Source organism: Tumebacillus avium (genome assembly GCF_002162355.1).
In the GTDB taxonomy this organism is placed as follows: domain Bacteria; phylum Bacillota; class Bacilli; order Tumebacillales; family Tumebacillaceae; genus Tumebacillus_A; species Tumebacillus_A avium.
Window position 1 is genome coordinate 4869909 of the sequence record NZ_CP021434.1, and the last position, 16473, is coordinate 4886381.

A 16473-nucleotide genomic window follows, 5' to 3' on the forward strand; every position below is an offset into this window, starting at 1 on the left:
TCATCCCTTTTTGGCTTGTTCGAGCACGGCGGTCGCGACCGCTCGCAGGAAGAGCGGTTCATCGTTGGGGCTAGCCACGCGCACCAGCTTCATGCCGAGTTCGTCAGCCAGTTGTTTGGCTTCGATGTCGATGTCATATTGCACTTCGAGGTGGTCCGAAACAAAGCCGACCGGGCAGATGACGATCGACCGCACACCTTTCTCATGCTGATCGCGAATGACGTCGAGGATGTCCGGCCCCAGCCACGGCTCCGGGGTGCGGCCGGCGCTTTGCCAGCCGGTGAACCAGTTGCTGTGGCCGATCTGCTCCGTCACAGCACGCCCGGTCTCTTCGATCTGCCGCGGGTACGGGTCGCCCATCTGCAAAATGCGCTCCGGCAGCGAATGCGCCGTGAAGACGACCGGAACGGACGCGCGCTCTGCGGCCGGAATTGCGGCGAGAGCGGCTTCGACCCGCTTGGCGGTGGAGTCGATGAACAGCGGCTGGACGTGCCAGCTTTCCACATAAGCGATCTGCGCAGGTCCACCCCATTTGTCACGAGCTTCTTCTGCGCTTTTGATGTAGGTGGCGATGCTCATCGTCGAGTAGTGCGGAGCCCAGACGACACCAACCACCTCGGTGATGCCGTCTTGAACCATCTTCTGCACGGTCTCTTCGATGAACGGATGGGCGTGCTTCATACCGGTGTAGACGCGGTATTCGGCGTCCGGGTTCAGTTCGTTAAGCGTGCGTTCCAGGCCTTGCGCCTGCGCCGCTGTGATCTCGTTGAGCGGCGAAAGTCCGCCGATCGCTTCATAGCGCTCGATCAGCTCCTGGAGCTGGTGCGGCTCCGGCTTGCGACCGCGGCGGATGTGGGTGTAATACGGCTCGATCTCTGCGACGGAGGACGGAGTGCCGTACGCCATCGCCAAGATCCCGATCACCAGCTTGCTCATCCGCGCAGCCTCCCTGCCGAGTATTCATGGATAAACGCGGTCAGCTTGGTCACAACATCTTCCGGCGCTTCCGGGAACAGGCCATGGCCGAGGTTGAACACATAGCCGCCTCCGTGCTGAAGGCCAAGGTCGATGATGCGCTTGACTTCTTCTTGCAGCACTTCAAACGGTGCCAGCAGGTAGACCGGGTCGAGGTTGCCTTGCAGGGCAAATTTATCGCCGACACGCTCGCTCGCCAGGTTCAGCGGCACGCGCCAGTCGACGCCAATCACGTCGATCGGCAGCTCTTTCCACAGGTTGAGCAGATGGCCGGTGTTGACGCCAAAGTAAATTTTCGGAACCGGCACTTCGCGCAAGCCTTCGAAGATGCGCTTCATGGTCGGGAACACGTAGTATTCGTAGTCGCGCGGGGACAGTGCGCCGATCCAGGAGTCGAAGATCTGGATGGCTTGGGTGCCGGCTGCGACTTGAGCTTTCATATAGGTGATGACCATGTCGCCGAGCTTGTCCATCAGGGCAAACCATACATCCGGCGCTGCGTACATCATTTGCTTGGTCTTGTGGTATTCGCGGGACGGACGGCCTTCGACCATGTAGGACGCGAGGGTAAACGGTGCGCCTGCGAAGCCGATCAGCGGCACTTTCAGTTCGCCCCGCAGGATGCGGATCGTTTCCATCGTATTCGGCAGGTCTTCTTCCGCTTCGAGCGGGCGGAGCGCCTGGACGTCGGCCAGCTTGCGGATCGGGTTGTCGATCACTGGGCCCACGCCTGCGACGATGTCCACGTCTACGCCCATCGGCTTGACCGGGATCATGATGTCGGAGTACAGGATTGCAGCGTCGACGTTGTGGTCGCGCACTGGGGAGATCGTCACTTCGGCGCAGAGGTCCGGGATCTCGCAGATCTGCATCAGGGAGTGTTTTTCTTTGATCTTGCGGTAGGACGCTTGGTAGCGGCCGGCTTGGCGCATGTACCAGACCGGCACATGGTCCACTTTCTCGTTGCGAATCGCTCGCAGGAAGGTATCGTTAAAGGTCATTTGTAGTCACCCAGTTTCATGAGAGATATGTATGTAGATAAAGAAACAGCATAATTTGGTCATTGTCATTCTAGCGCAAGTGTCTGGGAGAATCAAATGAAGGAATTGTGTCACAACAGAAACGGACACCCTTAGAGTTACAGGGTGCCCGTTTTTTGGAAAGTTATGTGAGATTAGTAGCGCTCCACCACGAGTTTTGCCTGGGTGAATTGCAGCAGGTAGTCGTAACCGCCCGCTTTGGAGTCGGTGCCGGACATGTTGAAACCGCCGAACGGTTGCACGCCAACGAGCGCGCCGGTGATCTTGCGGTTGAAGTACAGGTTGCCGACATGGAACTGTTCACGAGCTTTTGCCAGGTTGAAGCGGTCGTTGGAGTACACGCCGCCAGTCAGGCCAAACTCGGTGGAGTTCGCGATTTCCAGTGCATCGTCGAAGTCTTTTGCTTTGATCACGGCGAGTACCGGGCCAAAGATTTCTTCTTGTGCGACGCGCGCGTTGCGGCCGTCAACGTCAGCGATAACGGTCGGCTGGATGAAGAAGCCGTTGCCTTCTGCTTTGCCGCCGCCAACGAGGACGCGGCCTTCGCCTTTGCCGATCTCGATGTAGTTGAGGATGTTGTTGTATGCGGCTTCGTCCACAACCGGGCCGAGGCCGATGTTGTATTCGTGGGACGGACCAACGGTCAGTTGCTTGGTCATCTCAACAACATGGTTCAGCACTTCATCATAGAGGTCCTCGTGAATGATCGCACGGGAGCAGGCGGAGCACTTCTGGCCGGAGAAGCCAAACGCGGAAGTGACGATCGCTTGTGCAGCTTCTTTGGCGTTGACGCCTTTGTCAACAACCAGAGCGTCTTTGCCGCCCATTTCTGCGATGACGCGCTTGAGCCAGATCTGGCCCTTTTGTACTTTTGCAGCGCGCTCGTAGATGCGGATGCCGACTTCTTTGGAACCGGTGAAGGAGATGAAACGGGTCTTCGGGTGGTCGACGAGGTAGTCGCCGATCACAGCGCCGGAGCCCGGAACGTAGTTGACAACGCCAGCCGGGAGACCCGCTTCTTCGAGCAGCTCAACGAATTTCGCTGCGATGACCGGAGTTGGGGTCGCCGGCTTCAGCACGACGGTGTTGCCTGCAACAACTGCTGCAGCGGTCATGCCTGCCATGATCGCCAGCGGGAAGTTCCACGGCGGGATGACGATGCCGACACCCAGCGGGATGTAGGACAGTTCGTTGTCTTCGCCTTCGATGCGGGTGAGGTTTTGGTCTTCTGCGAGGCGGACCATCTCACGAGCGTAGAACTCGAGGAAGTCGATCGCTTCTGCGGTGTCCGCATCTGCTTCGCCCCAGTTTTTGCCTGCTTCGTACACGAGCCAGGAGGAGAACTCGTCTTTGCGGCGGCGCATGATCGCCGATGCGCGGAGCAGCACGCGAGCGCGCTCTTTCGCCGGGACGGTTTTCCACCAGTCAAAAGTGGTCAGTGCTGCCTGCATCGCTTCTTCAGCGTGCGACTGGTCAGCTTTGGCAACGCGGCCGATCACCTGGTCTTTGTTGGACGGGTTGATCGAAACGGATTTGCCTTCGGTGGAGATGCGCTTGCCGTTGATCACGAGATCGTAGTCGCGGCCCAGTTGGGATGCGACGAGGTCGAGTGCAGCTTCCATCGAACGTTTACGCTCAGGATTGCTGTAATCGCTAAATGGTTCGTTTTTGAAAACGTTAACGCCCATCTTCAATTCCCCCATATGTATGTATTGGTGGTTTCATTCCATTAGTAATTGTATCGGAGTTGAATGGGGGAAGCAAGTTTTTGCTTTCCCCCGTTGATGTGAATTAGAAGATAATAGGAAATACGACGGGCGGTGCCGGGTAGGGATAGAACGGCGGCGGCACTGGCGGGAACAGGGGCGGAAATGGTCCGTAGACCGGTGGAAAAAGCGGCGGGATCGGCGCCGGGAAAAATCTTGCGGAACCGGTGAGCCGAAGCTGGGCTTGGGCATCAGGACTTTGGTAAATGTCTGTGGGATGCGGGTGGTTGTAGAGTTCGGCCGGGTTCTGGATGAAGTGGTCGGGGTATGGGACTTCGTAATAGGTCGGATATGCGCTTGGCTGCAGTGGAAATTGCAACGGCTGCGCGACAAGATGCGGGTTGGCAATGATCACGGGCGGCACCGCGCCAGGCGGCGTGGTGATGACAGGCCCGGTCAGGACGGCGTGACGGTGGCGTTTGCTCATCGGGCTGATCTCCCTTCGGAAAGGCATTTATCTCGGGACACCCATACAATATGTGACTGCTGTCCAACTCGACACAGAATCGACAAATCTTGCTTTACGTTGCGGATTTTGTGCTATACTATTTGAGAACTATTGGTTAGATATGTTTATAACCTTTTGAAAAAGTGGGGTCGATTCGATTGTCATTGAGCCGCAAGATCGTACTCTCTGTGGCCGGCAACAAGCTGGTCAGCGGGTTCATTAAAAAATATGGCATGCGTCTTGGTGCAGCTCGCTTTGTGGCCGGTGAAACGTTGAAGGAAGCGATTGAACAGGTCCGTCTGCTGAACAACGACGGTCTGGTGGTCACGCTGGATCATCTGGGCGAGTTCGTGTTTGATGAACATGAGGCTTTTGCTTCGACGCAGGCTTGTTTGGACGTGCTGGACGCGATTCATGCAAGCGGTGTCAAATCGAACATGTCGCTGAAGATGACATCGCTGGGTCTGGACTTGAGCAAGGAACTGTGCATGAAGCATATGCGCATGATCTTGGACAAGGCGCGCGAACTGGACAATTTCGTTCGCATCGATATGGAGGACTACGCTCATATTGATGTGACGATGGAGATCTTTGATGAACTGAAGCGTGAATACGGGAAGCATGTGGGTCTGGTCATCCAGGCTTATCTGTACCGCACGGTGGATGACATGAAGCGCTTGGAGACGGAGTTTGAGTCGATGAACTTGCGTCTGGTGAAGGGCGCTTATCTGGAGTCGCCGAAGGTGGCTTATCCGGATATGGCGGATGTGAACAAGAACTATCTGAAGATCATTGAGATGCACTTGTTGTCGGGGCACTACTCGGCGGTGGCTTCTCATGATGATATGGTGATCAACTGGACGAAGGAATTTGTGAAGAAGCACAACATTCCGAATGAACAGTTTGAGTTCCAGATGCTGTATGGGGTTCGCCCGGAGACGCAGCGTGAGTTGGTGCGTGAAGGCTATACCATGCGGGTGTATGTTCCTTATGGGAATGACTGGTATGGTTACTTCTCTCGCCGCATTGCGGAGCGTCCGGCGAATGCGCTGTTTATCATCAAGAACATGTTCAGAAAATAGAAAAACAAGAGCCTGTCCCGGTGGGACAGGCTTTTTTTGTGCAGTCGGTTAGTTGTTTCCTGTTAGTTTGCGGATGTCGAGCAGGTCGTGGAGTTGGGTCTCGTCGAGACCTTGCTCTTTGGCTACGTCGCGGACCGTTTTGTTGGTTTTGTAGGCGGTTTTGGCGATGTCGGCCGCTTTGTCGTAGCCGACGAGCGGGTTGAGCGAGGTCGCCAGGGCGGTGCTCATTTCGGCGTAGTGGAGACAACGCTCGGCATCTGCTTCGATGCCGGTGACACACTTTTCGGTGAAGGCGCAGATGCCATTGGCAAGGATATGGATCGATTGCAGGAGGTTGTAGGCCATGACGGGCATCATGACGTTGAGTTCGAGCTGGGACTGCCCTCCTGCTGATGCGACACAGGCGTCAAAGCCTATAACTTGGTGGCAGATCATGTTCATCATTTCGGCCATGACCGGGTTGACTTTGCCGGGCATGATCGACGATCCGGGCTGCACCGGCGGCAGTTTGATTTCGGCGATGCCGGTGCGCGGGCCGGAGGAGAGCAGGCGCAGGTCGTTGGCGATTTTGTTCACGGTGATCGCGAGCGATCTCAAGGTGCCGCTGACTCCAACGGCCGCCTCCGGGTTCTGGACGAAAGTGAAGAAGTTTTGCGGTGGGACGAAGCCCAGTCCCGTCTCTTCGCCGATGAAACGGATCGCTTTGTCGGAGTAGTCGGGGTGGGCGTTGATGCCGGTGCCGACCGCATTGCCGCCGAGGCCGATTTCGAGCAGGGCTCGGGATGTTTTTTCGAGCTGGGTGCGGCGGTTGGAGATCGCTTGGGCATAGCCCGCGAACTCTTGGCCGAGGCGGATCGGGACGGCATCTTGGAGATGGGTCCGGCCTGATTTGACGATGTGGTCGAACTCTTTGGCTTTGAGGGTCAGCGCGTCTTCGAGACGCTTGAGCACGGGAAGGAGATCGTGGTAGATGCCTTCCATGGCCGCAATGTTCATCGCCACATGGATCGTGTCGTTGGTGGACTGGGCCATGTTGACGTGGTCGTTCGGATGAACGACCGCGGAGTCCCCTCTTTGGCCGCCGAGCAGTTCGGATGCTCGGGACGCGATCACTTCGTTGGCGTTCATGTTCTGGGACGTCCCTGCCCCGGCTTGGTAGACATCGACGACAAACTCGCTGTCGAAGTCGCCGTTGATCACTTCCTGGGCAGCAGAAATGATCGCGTTGGCGATCTCGGTGTTCAGATCGCCAACATCGCGGTTGGCACGGGCGGCGCACAGTTTGATGATGCCTTGGGCGCGGATGAACCGGCGCGGCAGACGCAGGCCGGAGATCGGGAAGTTATGTCTGGCCCGCTCAGTCTGGGGGCCGTAATAGGCATCGATTGGGACTTTGACTTCGCCGAGGGAATCGCGCGAGATACGGAATTGTTCGTTCATGCTGGCTGTCCCCCCTCTTGGCTCAGGATCAGGTCGGCCGCTGCGACGAGCGTCGGGACGCTGTAGTCGGCCTGGGCGAATGGCTCGCCGATGAAGATGGTCTTGGCGCCCGCTTTTTGACCGGCGTAGACGTCGGTGTCGCGGTCGCCGACCATGTAGCTTTGTTTGACGTCGATGTTGTATTTTTCGGCGAGGTCGAGGATCATTTTCGGCTCGGGTTTGCGGCACGCACAGTTGGATTTGGGCTTGTGCGGGCAATAGGCGATCTCGTCGAGGATCGCCCCGTCCTGCTCCAGTTCGCGCTCCATTTTGTCGTGGACGGCGCGGAGGTTATCTTCTTTCATGAAGCCAAGGCCAACTCCCCCTTGGTTGGTGACGACAAATACTTTATAGCCCGCGTCGTTAAGCTTTTTGATCGCTTTGCCGACGCCGGGAAATAGGATGAGATCTTCGGGCGTGTTGACATAGGTGACATGGTCGTTGATCACGCCGTCGCGATCGAGAAAGACTGCTTTGTCTGCCATTTCGTGACTACCTCCTTCAATCTGTAGGTTTCCCCCAACGCTTGTGCGTAGTCCCTCTTTTGTCTGGGTAGGCTAAAGCTGACAGAATCAGTCAAAGGAGGGAATGCTGACAGATGGCAATGAAAGCAAAACGTGTGGTTGGCGCGGCCCTGGCCTTGGCTGTGCTTCTCTCGCCACTGACCGCAGCGGCGAACCCGGACAAGATGAGCAAAGGCGAACACCGCCAACTGCAGGACCTGACGGAGAAAAGCGGCGGCACGATCCAGATCCGCTGGGATCAGAAACGCGGGACGCCAAGCTTTATTTCGGGCAAGCTGTCGAAGCCGCTGCGCGGTGAACCGATGGAACAGGCTGTAAAGTTTATGGATACGGTGAAGTCCCTGTATCATTTTGATTCGGCGAAAAAGACGTTCCGGCTGCGCAAGGTGCAGAAGGACGAACTGGGCATCACGCACGTGCGTCTCGCTCATCTCTGCAACAACATTCCGGTGTGGGGCGATGAGCTGATCGTGCACATCGATAAGGACGGAATCGTGCGCTCGGTGAACGGCGAGTTTACGCCCGATATGGGGAAAAATACGGAACGGATTCAGAAGCCGACTTTGAACTCGGATCAGGCGATTCAGAAGGCGCTGGATGAGGTGAAACCGAAGCAGTTGGACGGAAAACCGACCGCTGGGCTGTTTTACTTCCCCTACCCGGAGCCGGATGTGGTGACGCTGGTCTATGTGGTGACGATCCGCGACATGAGCGCACCTGCGGAGTGGAAAGTGTTTGTCGATGCGGTGAGCGGCGATGTGGTGCACAAATACAACAATCTCAAGTTTAAGCAAAAAAGATAGTTGACAAGCAAAATCAATCTCTCTATACTTCACTGTAATCAAACAACGCAAGCGTTGATGAGGACCTGTAGACAGGAGCTCTCGTGTCAGAGAGCCGCCCCTTGGCTGTGAGGGCGGTACGAACTCTTCGTCGAAATTTCGCCTCGGAGCTTTGCTTTTGAACGGCTTTTGACTTCTTGAGAAGCCTGGTAGAGAGCGACGGCTGGTCATCGTTACCCGACCGGGTCTTTGAGACTGGATGAGTCCGCCTTTCGCGAGAAAGCCGGAGCAGCTGAGTGGTACCGCGAGATTTCGCCTCAGCATCGAACTTGTATGCACAAGTTCGGTGCTGAGGCGTTTTTGATTTGGGTTCCCCTGGCCAGTGTGAAAGACGAGTTGAGTCCGCCCTTCCGAGAGGAGGCGGAGAAGCTGAGTGGTACCGCGATCCCTCGTCTCAGCAATCGAGCGCCTTTGGTGCGCGTTCGATTGCCGGGCGGGGGATTTTTGGATGGATGAGTTGAGAGGAGCGTGTGAACATGCAGCAAGTGGTTGCTTATCTGGGGCCGGGCGGAACGTTTACGGAGGTGGCAGCCCGTCACTTTTTCACCGGTCAGACTGCCCGGTTTGATCCCTACCCGAATATCTCGAACGTTTTGGATGCTGTGTCGGAGGGCCGGGCTGAGTATGGCGTGGTTCCGATCGAAAATTCGATCGAAGGCACGGTGACGATGACGATGGACTGGCTGATCCATCAGGTCGATCTGACGTTGAAAGCGGAGCTGACCCTGCCGATCTCCCAGCAGTTGATCTCGGCATCGCGCCGCGAGTTTCACGAAATCAAAAAAGTGTATTCGCACCCGCAGGCGGTCGCGCAATGCCGGATGTTTTTGCATCAGCATCTGCCCCATGCGGAGATTGAATACACTTCCAGTACGGCAGCCGCCGTGCAGTCGATGATGGAGCAGCCGGAACAGCCGTGGGCTGCGATTGGCACTCGCCTCGCCCGCTCTCTTTACCGGGCGGAATTCCTGGGAGAAGACATCCAGGATCATGATCACAACCAGACACGTTTTGTCATGGTCGGGACGGCAGACGCTCCCCTCCTGCAGCGAACGCAGGAAGACAAGGCCAAGAGCACCTATGCGATCCGGCTGAACTCCGATTATCCGGGAGCTTTGCACCGCGTGCTGTCCGCCTTTGCATCCCGGCAGCTCAACCTGACCAAGATCGAGTCGAGGCCGACGAAAAAGGAGCTCGGGAGCTATTACTTTATCCTCGATGTCGAACGGGACTGTCAGGATGAACGGCTTGCGTCGGCCATTGCCGAGATTGAGAAGCTTGGCTGCGATGTCCGCTGGTTTGGATCGTACCCGGTTTATCAGGATCAGCCGGTGACAACATCAGTACCCCAAGGGAAAGGAGCACGATAGCATGCTCGAATGTGTCAGCATTGAAGAAGTCCGGGATTGCATCGACCGGATCGATGATCAACTTGTACGGCTGCTCGCAGAGCGCAGCGACTATGTCCAAATGGCGATGACGTTCAAGCATGATGCTTCGGAAGCGAACGTGCCCAGCCGCAACGAGGAGATCCTCGAACGGGTGCGCAACCTCTCCGTCGAATACGGCATGGACGCCGGGATCATCGATGCGGTCTACCGGACGATGATCGAAAAGTTTGTTTCCCTGCAACAGCAGCTCTTGTCAAAAAACGAGGGGCAGGATTAGACGCGCTCGATCATCAGCGCAAGGCCCATGCCGCCGCCGATGCAGAGCGTGGCGATGCCTCGGGTCAGCCCCTTATGATGCAGTTCGTGTGCGAGGGTGGTGACGATGCGCGCGCCGGTTGCGCCGACGGGATGGCCCAGCGAGATGCCGGAGCCGTTGACGTTGACGATGCTGCGGTCAAGGTCGAGCAGCTTTTCGACGGCGATGTATTGGGCGGCAAACGCCTCATTGATTTCCCAGAGGTCGATGTCGTCCTTGGTGAAGCCGGTCTGCTTCAGCAGTTTGTTCACAGCCGGGACCGGGCCGTAGCCCATCAGTTCGGGTTCGACGCCTGCGACAGCGCCGGCGATGATTTTGGCGAGCGGTGTGACGCCTAGCTCTTGGACTTTTTCTTCAGACATCAGGATGACGGCACACGCGCCGTCGTTGAGGCCGGATGCGTTGCCTGCGGTGACCGAACCTCCGTCGGTGTTGAAGGACGGACGCAGCTTGGCGAGCTTCTCGGCGGAGATGTCGGCGCGCGGGTGCTCGTCGCGGGTGACTTCTGCCGTTTTGCCGCGGCCGAGCTGCACGGTTACGGGCGAGATCTCTTTTTCAAAGCGGCCGGATTCCAGAGCGGCCAGCGCTTTTTGGTGCGATTCGAGCGCGAGGGTATCTTGCTCGTCGCGGGTGATGTTGTATTTTTCGGCGAGGTTCTCCGCCGTGTGGCCCATCATGTCGCCGGTCAGCGGGTCGGTCAGGCATTCCCAGACGGTGTCATAGACGGTGCTGTGCTGCAGGCGCTGGCCCCAGCGGTTTTGTTTGAGCACGTACGGCGAGGAGGACATGACTTCGACGCCGCCGGCGAGCACGATGTCCGCATAGCCGGTCTGGATCTGCTGCATGCCGGACAGGATCGCCTGCATGCCGGAGCCGCACTGGCGCTGGATGGTGTAGCCCGGTACGGTGTTCGGGAACCCGGCTTTCAGCGCGGCGGTGCGGGCGGTGTTCGGCTCGTCGGTGCGCTGGATGCAGTGGCCGAGGATGACTTCTTCGACCTGCGCTTTGTCGATGCCCGCGCGCTCGACCGCTGCGGTCAGCAGTTGCGCAGCCAGATCGGACGGCATCATGTCTTTAAAGGAACCGCCAAACGAAGTGATGGCGGAGCGGACGGCGGAGACGAGGTAGACAGTTTTCATGAAGATCTCTCCCTTTTCCTGTAGATTCGAAGTTGTCTGGGTATTTCGTGTAGTTCTATAGTAGTCTTTTAGACTGGTGAGTTCAATATTTTTTCAAAGAAGACGCGGTCGTAGTGCAAGCCAAAGCGGCTGACCGGTTCGCGGCGGGTCTCGGTGAAGCCGATGCGCTTGTAGAAGGTGACGAGCCCGGTGAGCAGGCCGGTGGTGAAGAGCGTGAGTTTGGCATAGCCTTCTGTGCGGGCGATTTCTTCGGCTTGTTGGATGATGGCGGTGCCGAGGCTCCTTCCTTGGTGGTCGGGGTGGACGCCGAGCATGCGCAGCATGAGGCCGTCAGCTGTGGCTTCGAGCAGCACGGCGGCGATGCAATGTCCGTCTTCGAGGGCAAGGAGCCAGCGGTTGCCTGCTCCCAGCTCTTTTTCGATCATCGGGAGGCCCCAGAAGCTGTCGTCCGTTTCGTAGGCGGCGGTGTAGGTGCCGAGGTTGATGTAGATTTTGCGCCAGGACTCTTTGATGACGTGCGCGAATTGAGTTTGCAGGTCTGGCGCGAGTTGGTCAAGGGATGAGATGATGGTCATTTTCATAGTTCCAGCATAACGAAAGGCCTCGACCGAAGTCGAGACCTTTTTTAGTGCGGACGGGGCTGGCCTGCCGGGGCTTGGCGGTTCAGGATCTGGTTTTGGCAGAGCAGGCCGGAGACCTGATCGAGCTTGTCGGCGGGGATCGGCTTGCGGATGTCGTTTGCGGCCGCACGGTTGATGGCTTCGCGGAAGATCTGCTCGTTCGACCAGTAATGGGTATGCGCCACGCCGTACAGCTTGAACTGCCAGAACAGCCTGCCCAGCGGGTTGCGCGGCTGCTTGCTGACTGGCAACTCATTGGCGAGGCGGATGTTGTCCACACAATCGTAATAGTCGAGATGTCCGGAGATCGGGTCGTCTGGGTGCCAGTAGTTGATCCAGCGCAGGTGCGGGAGGTAGTCCTGCACGCTGCTGGAGACGGTATACTCGTTCCCGCTTGGCATCTCGAGGAATTTTTTTCGATAACCGTTGACGTGTTTGATGACGAGTTGCTTGATGTAATCCGTTTGGCGCAGGTGCTCGCGGAGGAAGAATGCCACTTTGTCTAGCGGACTGCCAAACGTGATCAGCTCGAACTGCTTGTCCGCTTTGGCTGCAAAGGACGGGTTGACGTTCATCTCAAGGTTCACTTGGTTCAGCGCATCGTAGGCGATCACGCTGCCGAGGGAGTGGGCGGCGATGATGATTTTATCGTAATCGGCGTTGATCAGCCCGATCAGCTTGCGGGTCATGCCGTCCAGCACCGTTTGGCGGATTTCGTAAAATTTGGACTTGCTGTCGCTCGTGGTGTAGATCGCCGAATCGCCAAAGTAGTCGGCGCAGACCTGCGTGTATTTGCCCATCATCTTGCGTAACAGCGGATCGAAGGAGCCGGGCAGGAAACGCGTGACATTGCGCAAGGAATAGACGATTTGCAGGGCATTCCCCAGATGCTTGAGGTACCAGCGCCTGCCTTTTTGATAGCCTTCGTAGCGGTGTGCGAGGGTTTCATTTTCATCGTAAAATTTTTCTGCGCCGTTGGCCGTCTCGATCAGCCACTCGATGGTTTCGCCAAAGGAGATGTGGCGCGACATATCGGACGCCCAGTAATATTCATGCAGATCGAGTTCGATCGGGACACTGCCCAGGGAGTAGCGCAGACGTATCGAGTCGTCCACATCGCCGTCCACGCGGCTGCGCATGTGCATCAGATCGACTTTTTCACCCGTTTGATTGTAGAGGGCTCGCACAAGGCTGCGCGTGAACTCATCCAAGGTCTGATATCTGTCCTGCTCCCCTTGGCCGTGAACGACGAGCAGACCTACTTTTCTCGCTTGCATGGTGTTGCCTCCCTTCGCTCTCCTGTGTAGTGTGTACAAGCTAAATGAGCGTTCATCCCTGTTCACACAACCTTTTAGGCAACCTTTTCAGAAAACCTTTGCACAAAAAGAAGCCCCGCGCATGGCAGGGCTTCGGGCTTGCTTATTTGGTTTTGTCGTTGTCGGACAGCTCTTGGCTGAGGACTTCCGCCCGCGGGAGCTTGTCGTCGACCGAATGTGCGCCGTAGCGCTCTTCCATGTAGTAGTCGGTCAGCTCTTGCATGGAAACTTGCAGGTTCGGCTGCTGCTCGGCGATCTTGCCAATGTATTCGCTCGCCGTCTCGCCTGCGCCGCGCGTGTAGCCGGCTTTTTTCATGCTGAGCAGGAAACGGCGGTACGCTTTGCGCATCGGGGTCAAGCTGCCGAGGACGGGGGCGGCTGCCATTTTGCCTTTTTTCGGCTTCGCGGTGTGGATGAACTCGCGCATCTCGACGATGCCAACTGCCGCTTGCAACTGCTGTGCGCGCTTCATGCGGCGCAGGTAGAAGAAGATCAAGAGCAAAAGCCCGATCGCCGACAAAATGAACAAGGTCGTCTCATTGAAGAGGTGCGAGCCGTCGTCCATAAACATAAACTCTTCGGTCGGCATTTCGCCATTCGCTTCTTTCATGTCTTCGATCTGTTGCTTGGCGCCTTGCGGGTCGCCGTTCGCTTTGAGCAGGTTGACGAAGTACTCCACCACGAAACCTACCGCGTAAAACACCGGTTCGATGACGGCAAGCACGACGCCGACCAGCCAGCGGAAGACAGGCACGCCCAAGGTGTTCAAGATCCATCCGGCGACAAGCGTGATGCCGATAAAGAAGAGAGGCAGATTGTTTTGCAGTTTTTCCATGCGGGTGTTTGCGCCTTTGACGCCGCGCTCCAAGCGCGAGGCCATCGACAGCGCCGTCATGCGCAGGAAGAGGAAAAGTACGAAAAAGGGCACCATCTTGCCCTGCCAGGACGGGTCATCCCCGAAAAACATCGTGTAGACGATAAAACCGACGATCAATTGCAGATCGAGCTTGTATTGGCTGAGCAGGGCCTGACGGATGTAGCGCATGTCGTCGATCGTCTGGCTCATCCGCAGGAGCAGGAACACGCCCAAGCCGCCAAAGATCAACAACGGCACCAGCATCTGTGACGGATCGATCCACACCATCGCCGCCACGCCAAGCGCCAGCACCACCGTGCCGCCGATCATGAACTTGCGGCGTTCGGCGAGCTCGTTGCGGCGGTAGATGAACAGAGCGACCGCCAGCAGCGCCGCCGCCATGCCCGCAAAGGCCGGGAGATAGCGGGTACCGGTTGGGACTAGGCCGATCAAAATGGTAAACATCGTCGTGACAGCCAAGGCCTGGCTGGCCAGTCCGAAGAGGATCACTTTGCGGTACTGCTTGTTCATGCCGGCACCTCCTCGCCGCCGGCGAGCTCTTCGAGCTGCTCGACTTTGGCGTGTTCAACGTGAAGAGGCAGTACTGGAATCGCCGGTGACAAGCCGTGCAGGGAGTCGGCGATCGTATCCATCGCGATCAGGAGCAGCTGATGCCCTTCAGAACGCAGCATTTCGATCTCCATCGCGATGTTCTCATCCCAATACGGGGTGATCACGACCAGCGTCGAGCGGTTGTGCAGGCGACCGCGCAAGTTGCGCAGAACGTCTTCGAACGGCGCGTTTGGCTTGTAGGACAGGTCGCCAAGCGCCATGAGCATCGCGTCCATCTGGCAGGGCAGGTTCTGGAGCGGAACGTTAAGCGATCCGGCGCCCGACCAGGAAGCGTTGGTGTAGAGGCCAAACGGAAAGCTCTGCGCTTCGGCGTCCTGGAACATCTTCGCCGTGATCCGGCACTGCTGTTCGACAACTTCGCGGATCGTGCCCCACCAGTAGGTGGCGAAAAACTGCACGTTCATCACGACGTAAAAATCGGTCTCAGACGTGGTGTCGAACTGCTTGATCATCAACTCCCCCGTCCGGGCGGTCGCCCGCCAGTGGATCGCTTTGTACGGGTCGCCTTGGATGTAGGAGCGGATGCCGATCAAGCGCGAGGCGTCTTCCTGGTACCAGCGCACGACCGAGCGTTCGCCGACCAACTCCTGCAGGCGCAGGTTGACTTCAAAATCCTCGGCGATGCGCGGGCGGACCAGAATGCGGCCGAAGATGTGCATCTGCTCAAACAGCCCCTTCAGGCCGATGCCGTCGCCATACTGGATCTCCGCTTTGTTCAGGCGGTGCATGCCGCGCTTGACGCGGATCTTGTGCATGCGCTGGACACGCTGTCTCGGGAGCAGGAAGGTGCGATAGGCAACTTCTGTCCTTTCCTCGTCGCCTTCGAGGACGCGCAAGGCGGAAGGCAGTCCCATCACCAGCTCCAGCCAGGGGATCGGCAGCCAGGACTCATTTTCCAGCACCGTCCAGACTTCGACCTCTTCCCCGTCGTAGATGTTTTCTTCTGCGATGCGGATCGTCAGCTTGATTTTGCCTGCCGTGTAGCGCTCCCACAGTTTGGAGTAGCCGAAAACGACGAGGGCGAGGGCGACGACCCAGATCAGCGCGCTCATCTGGCCGCAGCCGGCGCTGCATCATCTTCGACCGGCACGGAAGCGTCGTTCAAAATGTCGTTCAGCACATCGTACGCTGTCTTTTGCTTCATCCGCATGGAGGAATCCAAGACGAGGCGATGCGCGAGGACTTTCGGAGCCAGGTATTTGATATCGTCCGGAATCACGTAGTCGCGGCCGCGGATGACGGCCAGCGCCTGTGCCGCAGCGCCGAGCGCGATCAGGCCGCGCGGGGAAACGCCAAGCGCGACGCCGTCCCAGCTGCGCGTTTTGCGGACCAGCGAGATCAGGTAGTCTTCCACCTCTTGGGTCATGTTGACGAGGCGGACTTCATCCTGCACTCCAATCACGTCTTCCGGCGACACGACCGCTTCGATCGCCGCGCGGGTCGCCTCTTGGCGCGACAGGCGGAAGATCGTGCGCTCTTCTTCGTGGGTCGGATAGCCAAGCGAAATGCGCATCAGGAAGCGGTCGAGCTGTGCTTCCGGGAGCGGGAACGTGCCGTGCGACTCGATTGGGTTCTGCGTTGCGATCACAAAAAACGGCCGGTCCAGCTTGCGCGATACTCCGTCCGAAGTGATCTGCCCTTCTGCCATCGCTTCGAGCAGTGCGGACTGGGTGCGCGGGATGGCGCGGTTGATCTCATCGGCCAGCACGAGCTGGGAGAACAAGGGGCCTTCGCGGAATTCGAACTCGCCCGTCTTTTGGTTAAACACGGTGGTGCCGACCACATCGGACGGCAACAGGTCGGGCGTGCATTGGATGCGGGTGAATTTGGAGCCGATGCTGGCGGCCAGCGCCTTGGCCAGCACCGTTTTGCCGACGCCCGGCACGTCTTCGAGCAGCATGTGGCCGCCCGAGAACAGGCCGACGAGCAAGAGATCAAGCGTTTCTTCCTGGCCGACGATCACTTTGCCAACCTCGGCGCGAATTTTTTGCGCCACTTCATTGATTTTTTTTGTCATGACGAAATCTCCCCCATTGCTTTGAATTG

16 protein-coding genes are annotated in these 16473 nt (G+C 57.7%); 4 read left to right on the plus strand and 12 right to left on the minus strand.

Annotated features, from left to right (window positions below):
* The 4 genes from hemH to CBW65_RS22680 form a co-directional block, all read right to left on the minus strand.
* Window positions 1-936 carry a ferrochelatase gene (gene hemH, locus CBW65_RS22665; protein ID WP_087458823.1) on the minus strand — a complete coding sequence of 312 codons (936 nt, stop codon included), beginning with the start codon at window positions 934-936 and terminating at the stop codon, window positions 1-3.
* Window positions 933-1976, minus strand: coding sequence for a uroporphyrinogen decarboxylase (gene hemE, locus CBW65_RS22670; protein ID WP_087458824.1), 1044 nt, complete (start codon window positions 1974-1976; stop codon window positions 933-935). Before hemE ends, hemH begins: the two co-directional genes overlap by 4 nt.
* Before the next feature lie 173 nt (window positions 1977-2149).
* Entirely contained in the window at window positions 2150-3703 is a 1554-nt protein-coding gene (pruA, locus tag CBW65_RS22675) for an L-glutamate gamma-semialdehyde dehydrogenase (RefSeq protein ID WP_087458825.1), read from the minus strand.
* A 103-nt stretch (window positions 3704-3806) separates the two neighbouring features.
* Window positions 3807-4208: a hypothetical protein gene (locus tag CBW65_RS22680; RefSeq protein ID WP_087458826.1), complete on the minus strand. Its 402-nt coding sequence runs from the start codon at window positions 4206-4208 to the stop codon at window positions 3807-3809.
* Between the two features lie 179 nt (window positions 4209-4387).
* On the opposite strand from CBW65_RS22680, the gene CBW65_RS22685 reads away from it, so the two are divergent.
* The gene (locus CBW65_RS22685; RefSeq protein ID WP_408646515.1) at window positions 4388-5311 is read left to right on the plus strand and encodes a proline dehydrogenase family protein; all 924 of its coding nucleotides are present in this window, start codon (window positions 4388-4390) and stop codon (window positions 5309-5311) included.
* Between the two features lie 48 nt (window positions 5312-5359).
* Here the strand turns inward: CBW65_RS22685 and CBW65_RS22690 are convergent, their stop codons facing one another.
* Both CBW65_RS22690 and CBW65_RS22695 read right to left on the minus strand, forming a co-directional pair.
* Entirely contained in the window at window positions 5360-6751 is a 1392-nt protein-coding gene (locus tag CBW65_RS22690; protein ID WP_087458827.1) for a class II fumarate hydratase, read from the minus strand.
* Window positions 6748-7275: a D-glycero-alpha-D-manno-heptose-1,7-bisphosphate 7-phosphatase gene (locus CBW65_RS22695; RefSeq protein ID WP_087458828.1), complete on the minus strand. Its 528-nt coding sequence runs from the start codon at window positions 7273-7275 to the stop codon at window positions 6748-6750. The genes CBW65_RS22690 and CBW65_RS22695 overlap by 4 nt, the downstream gene beginning before the upstream one ends.
* Window positions 7276-7388: 113 nt before the next feature.
* On the opposite strand from CBW65_RS22695, the gene CBW65_RS22700 reads away from it, so the two are divergent.
* From CBW65_RS22700 to CBW65_RS22710, 3 genes are all read left to right on the plus strand, one after another.
* Window positions 7389-8117, plus strand: a complete 729-nt coding sequence (locus CBW65_RS22700; protein WP_087458829.1) for a PepSY domain-containing protein — start codon at window positions 7389-7391, stop codon at window positions 8115-8117.
* Between the two features lie 515 nt (window positions 8118-8632).
* A complete protein-coding gene (gene pheA / locus CBW65_RS22705; RefSeq protein ID WP_087458830.1) occupies window positions 8633-9526 on the plus strand; it encodes a prephenate dehydratase in 894 nt (297 codons plus the stop codon).
* Window position 9527: 1 nt separating this feature from the next.
* Window positions 9528-9824 carry a chorismate mutase gene (locus CBW65_RS22710; protein WP_087458831.1) on the plus strand — a complete coding sequence of 99 codons (297 nt, stop codon included), beginning with the start codon at window positions 9528-9530 and terminating at the stop codon, window positions 9822-9824.
* On the opposite strand, the gene CBW65_RS22715 is transcribed toward CBW65_RS22710, so the two are convergent.
* From CBW65_RS22715 to CBW65_RS22740, 6 genes are all read right to left on the minus strand, one after another.
* The gene (locus tag CBW65_RS22715; protein WP_087458832.1) at window positions 9821-11002 is read right to left on the minus strand and encodes a thiolase family protein; all 1182 of its coding nucleotides are present in this window, start codon (window positions 11000-11002) and stop codon (window positions 9821-9823) included. The two genes, CBW65_RS22710 and CBW65_RS22715, sit on opposite strands and share 4 nt — an antisense overlap.
* A 68-nt stretch (window positions 11003-11070) precedes the next feature.
* Window positions 11071-11577: a GNAT family N-acetyltransferase gene (locus CBW65_RS22720; protein WP_157722138.1), complete on the minus strand. Its 507-nt coding sequence runs from the start codon at window positions 11575-11577 to the stop codon at window positions 11071-11073.
* Between the two features lie 50 nt (window positions 11578-11627).
* Window positions 11628-12899: an alpha/beta hydrolase family protein gene (locus CBW65_RS22725; RefSeq protein ID WP_087458834.1), complete on the minus strand. Its 1272-nt coding sequence runs from the start codon at window positions 12897-12899 to the stop codon at window positions 11628-11630.
* Between the two features lie 142 nt (window positions 12900-13041).
* The gene (locus CBW65_RS22730) at window positions 13042-14325 is read right to left on the minus strand and encodes a DUF4129 domain-containing protein (RefSeq protein ID WP_087458835.1); all 1284 of its coding nucleotides are present in this window, start codon (window positions 14323-14325) and stop codon (window positions 13042-13044) included.
* Complete coding sequence (locus tag CBW65_RS22735; protein ID WP_087458836.1) at window positions 14322-15479, minus strand: DUF58 domain-containing protein; 1158 nt, start codon at window positions 15477-15479, stop codon at window positions 14322-14324. Before CBW65_RS22735 ends, CBW65_RS22730 begins: the two co-directional genes overlap by 4 nt.
* Window positions 15476-16444, minus strand: coding sequence for an AAA family ATPase (locus CBW65_RS22740; protein WP_087458837.1), 969 nt, complete (start codon window positions 16442-16444; stop codon window positions 15476-15478). Before CBW65_RS22740 ends, CBW65_RS22735 begins: the two co-directional genes overlap by 4 nt.
* Window positions 16445-16473: the final 29 nt, after the last annotated feature.

Excerpts from the sequence above, each read along its gene's own strand:
- pheA (WP_087458830.1), top strand. The coding sequence starts at position 8,633 with ATGCAGCAAGTGGTTGCTTATCTGGGGCCGGGCGGAACGTTTACGGAG.
- CBW65_RS22715 (WP_087458832.1), bottom strand. The coding sequence starts at position 11,002 with ATGAAAACTGTCTACCTCGTCTCCGCCGTCCGCTCCGCCATCACTTCG.
- hemE (WP_087458824.1), bottom strand. The coding sequence starts at position 1,976 with ATGACCTTTAACGATACCTTCCTGCGAGCGATTCGCAACGAGAAAGTG.
- CBW65_RS22740 (WP_087458837.1), bottom strand. The coding sequence starts at position 16,444 with ATGACAAAAAAAATCAATGAAGTGGCGCAAAAAATTCGCGCCGAGGTT.
- CBW65_RS22725 (WP_087458834.1), bottom strand. The coding sequence starts at position 12,899 with ATGCAAGCGAGAAAAGTAGGTCTGCTCGTCGTTCACGGCCAAGGGGAG.
- CBW65_RS22695 (WP_087458828.1), bottom strand. The coding sequence starts at position 7,275 with ATGGCAGACAAAGCAGTCTTTCTCGATCGCGACGGCGTGATCAACGAC.
- CBW65_RS22735 (WP_087458836.1), bottom strand. The coding sequence starts at position 15,479 with ATGAGCGCGCTGATCTGGGTCGTCGCCCTCGCCCTCGTCGTTTTCGGC.
- CBW65_RS22710 (WP_087458831.1), top strand. The coding sequence starts at position 9,528 with ATGCTCGAATGTGTCAGCATTGAAGAAGTCCGGGATTGCATCGACCGG.
- hemH (WP_087458823.1), bottom strand. The coding sequence starts at position 936 with ATGAGCAAGCTGGTGATCGGGATCTTGGCGATGGCGTACGGCACTCCG.
- CBW65_RS22720 (WP_157722138.1), bottom strand. The coding sequence starts at position 11,577 with ATGACCATCATCTCATCCCTTGACCAACTCGCGCCAGACCTGCAAACT.
- CBW65_RS22690 (WP_087458827.1), bottom strand. The coding sequence starts at position 6,751 with ATGAACGAACAATTCCGTATCTCGCGCGATTCCCTCGGCGAAGTCAAA.
- CBW65_RS22730 (WP_087458835.1), bottom strand. The coding sequence starts at position 14,325 with ATGAACAAGCAGTACCGCAAAGTGATCCTCTTCGGACTGGCCAGCCAG.
- CBW65_RS22700 (WP_087458829.1), top strand. The coding sequence starts at position 7,389 with ATGGCAATGAAAGCAAAACGTGTGGTTGGCGCGGCCCTGGCCTTGGCT.
- CBW65_RS22680 (WP_087458826.1), bottom strand. The coding sequence starts at position 4,208 with ATGAGCAAACGCCACCGTCACGCCGTCCTGACCGGGCCTGTCATCACC.
- pruA (WP_087458825.1), bottom strand. The coding sequence starts at position 3,703 with ATGGGCGTTAACGTTTTCAAAAACGAACCATTTAGCGATTACAGCAAT.